The following is a 4812-nucleotide window of genomic DNA, read 5'->3' on the forward strand; positions in this document are numbered from 1 at the left end:
ACGTGGTGCACCATCTAAACCTACCCACTGACTACGATGTAGCCCCATAATACTCATAACACCTCGACTACCAGCATAGGCCGGATTAACACTAATCGTATTATACATGTATTGGGTATATTGGGCGTCTTGCTGCGCATAATTATACTGAAACACAAAACTCAAAAGAGTTGTAGCAATAACTGTGTATACTTTTTTCATCCGCTCTAATTTAATATTTTTAATTTAACCCGTGGGCAAAACACCCACGGAAACTTAAATTTCTCTGTATTATCTGTTAATGTATAAATATCCTGCTCTACTCTTACGCTCTCCTGATTCGAGAACATACTCTAAGACATAGTAATAGGTACCTACAGGTAATTGATCTTGTCTTTCAACAGTACTACTTGTGGTAGAAATACCTCTAAAGAAATTATCATCTCTACCGTAGTTGTTAGATTCGTATACTTTAATCCCCCAGCGATTAAAGATCTCTAACCTATTCTCCAGATTCTGAATCCCCTGGATCACAAATACATCGTTCACCCCATCTCCATTAGGAGACATTCCTGTAAATACCGTGATACCATCTTCTCCTTCTGGTACAGTATTATCATTAGGCTCAAGATAATCTGGAGTACCATTACCATCAGTATCTAAGGCATCATCTGGATTACCATCCCCATTTTGATCCGGACTCTCATCCTCGGTTAAGAAACCATCACCATCATCATCAGTGTCTAAATAATCTGGAATGTTGTCACAATTATTATCAAGAATACAATCCGTATCCAAAGTATCTCCTGTATTTGGATTACCATCACCATCAGGATCTACTCCTTCATATTGTGTATCCACTCCATCACCATCATCATCCATATCTAAATAGTCAGGGATGCCATCACCATCAGTATCTTGATTAAGTGGATCATCATCACCATCATAATCTTCATACACTGTATCTACTCCATCATTATCATCATCAACATCCAGGTAATCCGCAATACCATCCATATCAGTATCTTGTGTATCTCCTGTATCTGGATTTAGATCACTATCGGGGTTAGGGTTCTCATCAACAGTAAGCACATTATCTCCATCATCATCGATATCCTGGAAATCATCAACACCATCTCCATCGGTATCTTGTACCGCATAATTGACAACTCCACTATCTGGATCATCTTGTACAACATCAGGGATACCATCACTACTAAATGGCCCTTCTAATCGCCCATCACCATCCATGTCTAACTGACCATGTCCTGATTCGAACACATCATAGACCCCATCACCATCACTATCTAAATCTAAACGATCGATTACTCCATCTCCATCACTATCAAGAGTTGCATCACCATTTTGTTCTTCTTCGTCAGTTATACCATCATTGTCATCATCTAAATCGGTAGCGTCAGGTATTCCATCCCCATCACTATCTAAGATAATGGATACTACATTAGTTATTGCCGTACATGCTATCGTATTTAAGGTACTCGTATCTACTCTTTGGAACCAATGATCTTGAAATAATGGAGGACTATCATAGGTTGCATTGGTTTCTCCAACAAGGTCCGTAAACGGTCCTGCAGCTCCGGTAGTACTACTCTGCCATTGAAAGGTAACTGCACCATCAGCAACGGTAGCCGTCGTCTCACTAAAGGCTACAGGGTCTTCTCCACTCACAATAATCTGATCGGCAGCAATCACGCCAGCTGTAATATTATTTACTGTAACAGCAATTACATTGGTGGTGGCTGTACACGCTATCGTATTTAACGTACTCGTATCTACTCTTTGGAACCAGGTATCCTGGGTTAAGACTCCACTATCAAAAGTAGCTGTCGTGGCCCCTGCAATATCTGCAAAAGGTCCTGCTGCTCCAGTGGTACTACTCTGCCATTGGAAGGTCACCGTACCATCAGCAACAGTAGCCGTGGTCTCAGTAAAGGCTATTGGATCTCCACCCTCACAAATCGTCTCATCCGCTGCAATTACGCCAGCTGTAATGTTATTTACTGTCACTGCAACTACATTGGTGGTTGCTGTACACGCTATCGTATTTAAGGTACTCGTATCTACTCTTTGGAACCAGGTATCCTGGGTTAAGACTCCACTATCAAAAGTGGCTGTCGTGGCCCCTGCAATATCAGCAAAAGGTCCAGCAGCTCCAGTGGTACTACTCTGCCATTGGAAGGTAACCGTACCATCAGCGACAGTAGCCGTAGTCTCAGTAAAGGCTATTGGATCTCCTCCCTCACAAATCGTCTCATCCGCTGCAATTACGCCAGCTGTAATATTATTTACTGTAACAGCAATTACATTGGTGGTGGCTGTACACGCTATCGTATTTAACGTACTCGTATCTACTCTTTGGAACCAGGTATCCTGGGTTAAGACTCCACTATCAAAAGTGGCTGTCGTGGCCCCTGCAATATCTGTAAAAGGTCCTGCAGCTCCAGTCGTACTACTCTGCCATTGGAAGGTAACCGTACCATCAGCAACAGTAGCCGTAGTCTCGGTAAAGGCTATTGGATCTCCTCCCTCACAAATCGTCTCATCCGCTGCAATTACGCCAGCTGTAATGTTATTTACTGTCACTGCAACTACATTGGTGGTTGCCGTACAGGCCACTGTATTTAAGGTAGATGTATCTACTCTTTGGAACCAGGTATCCTGGGTTAAGACTCCACTATCAAAAGTAGCTGTCGTGGCCCCTGCAATATCTGCAAAAGGTCCTGCTGCTCCAGTGGTACTACTCTGCCATTGGAAGGTAACCGTACCATCGGCAACAGTAGCCGTAGTCTCGGTAAAGGCTATTGGATCTCCACCCTCACAAATCGTCTCATCCGCTGCAATCACGCCAGCTGTAATATTATTTACCGTAACGGCAATCACATTGGTCGTTGCTGTACACGCTATCGTATTTAAGGTAGACGTATCTACTCTTTGGAACCAGGTGTCCTGGGTTAAGGCGGGACTGTTGTATGTTGATAATGTTTCTCCTGCAATATCTGCAAAAGGTCCTGCAGCTCCAGTGGTACTACTCTGCCATTGGAAGGTAACCGTACCATCGGCAACAGTAGCCGTAGTCTCGGTAAAGGCTATTGGATCTCCTCCCTCACAAATCGTCTCATCCGCTGCAATCACGCCAGCTGTAATATTATTTACCGTAACGGCAATCACATTGGTCGTTGCTGTACACGCTATCGTATTTAAGGTAGACGTATCCACTCTTTGGAACCAGGTGTCCTGGGTTAAGGCGGGACTGTTGTATGTTGATAATGTTTCTCCTGCAATATCAGTAAACGGTCCTGCAGCTCCAGTCGTACTACTCTGCCATTGGAAGGTAACCGTACCATCGGCAACAGTAGCCGTGGTCTCGGTAAAGGCTATTGGATCTCCTCCCTCACAAATCGTCTCATCCGCTGCAATTACGCCAGCTGTAATGTTATTTACCGTAACGGCAATCACATTGGTCGTTGCTGTACACGCTATCGTATTTAAGGTACTCGTATCTACTCTTTGGAACCAGGTATCTTGAGTTAACACGCCACTATCAAAAGTAGCCGTTGTAGCTCCTGCAATATCAGTAAACGGTCCTGCAGCTCCGGTAGTACTACTCTGCCATTGGAAGGTCACCGTACCATCAGCAACGGTAGCCGTAGTCTCAGTAAAAGCTATTGGATCTCCTCCCTCACAAATCGTCTCATCCGCTGCAATCACGCCAGCTGTAATATTATTTACCGTAACGGCAATCACATTGGTCGTTGCCGTACAGGCCACTGTATTTAAGGTAGATGTATCTACTCTTTGGAACCAGGTATCCTGGGTTAAGACTCCACTATCAAAAGTGGCTGTCGTGGCCCCTGCAATATCTGCAAAAGGTCCTGCTGCTCCAGTGGTACTACTCTGCCATTGGAAAGTAACCATACCATCAGCGACAGTAGCCGTAGTCTCGGTAAAGGCTATTGGATCTCCTCCCTCACAAATCGTCTCATCCGCTGCAATCACGCCAGCTGTAATGTTATTTACTGTCACTGCAATCACATTGGTGGTTGCTGTACACGCTATCGTATTTAACGTACTCGTATCTACTCTTTGGAACCAGGTATCCTGGGTTAAGACTCCACTATCAAAAGTAGCTGTCGTGGCCCCTGCAATATCTGCAAAAGGTCCTGCTGCTCCAGTAGTACTACTCTGCCATTGGAAGGTCACCGTACCATCAGCAACAGTAGCCGTAGTCTCAGTAAAGGCTATTGGATCTCCTCCCTCACAAATCGTCTCATCCGCTGCAATCACGCCAGCTGTAATATTATTTACCGTAACGGCAATCACATTGGTCGTTGCTGTACACGCTATCGTATTTAAGGTACTCGTATCTACTCTTTGGAACCAGGTATCTTGAGTTAACACGCCACTATCAAAAGTAGCCGTTGTAGCTCCTGCAATATCAGTAAACGGTCCTGCAGCTCCGGTAGTACTACTCTGCCATTGGAAGGTAACGGTACCATCAGCAACAGTAGCCGTAGTCTCAGTAAAGGCTATTGGATCTCCTCCCTCACAAATCGTCTCATCCGCTGCAATTACGCCAGCTGTAATATTATTTACCGTAACGGCAATCACATTGGTCGTTGCTGTACACGCTATCGTATTTAAGGTAGACGTATCCACTCTTTGGAACCAGGTGTCCTGGGTTAAGGCGGGACTGTTGTATGTTGATAATGTCTCTCCTGCAATATCAGTAAACGGTCCTGCAGCTCCAGTCGTACTACTCTGCCATTGGAAGGTAACCGTACCATCGGCAACGGTAGCCGTGGTCTCGGTAAA

General features: G+C 44.7%; 2 protein-coding genes. Both read right to left on the reverse strand.

Translation table 11 applies throughout. From position 1 onward, the window contains the following. Positions 1–201: type IX secretion system membrane protein PorP/SprF (locus JJQ60_RS21830; RefSeq protein WP_201924768.1), on the reverse strand; the 201-nt coding region annotated here is incomplete at its 3' end. A gap of 69 nt (positions 202–270) precedes the next feature. Further along, the coding region (locus tag JJQ60_RS21835; RefSeq protein WP_201924769.1) for a gliding motility-associated C-terminal domain-containing protein at positions 271–4812 on the reverse strand (4542 nt) is incomplete at its 5' end.

This window comes from Aquimarina mytili (genome assembly GCF_016735115.1).
Taxonomy (GTDB): domain Bacteria; phylum Bacteroidota; class Bacteroidia; order Flavobacteriales; family Flavobacteriaceae; genus Aquimarina; species Aquimarina mytili.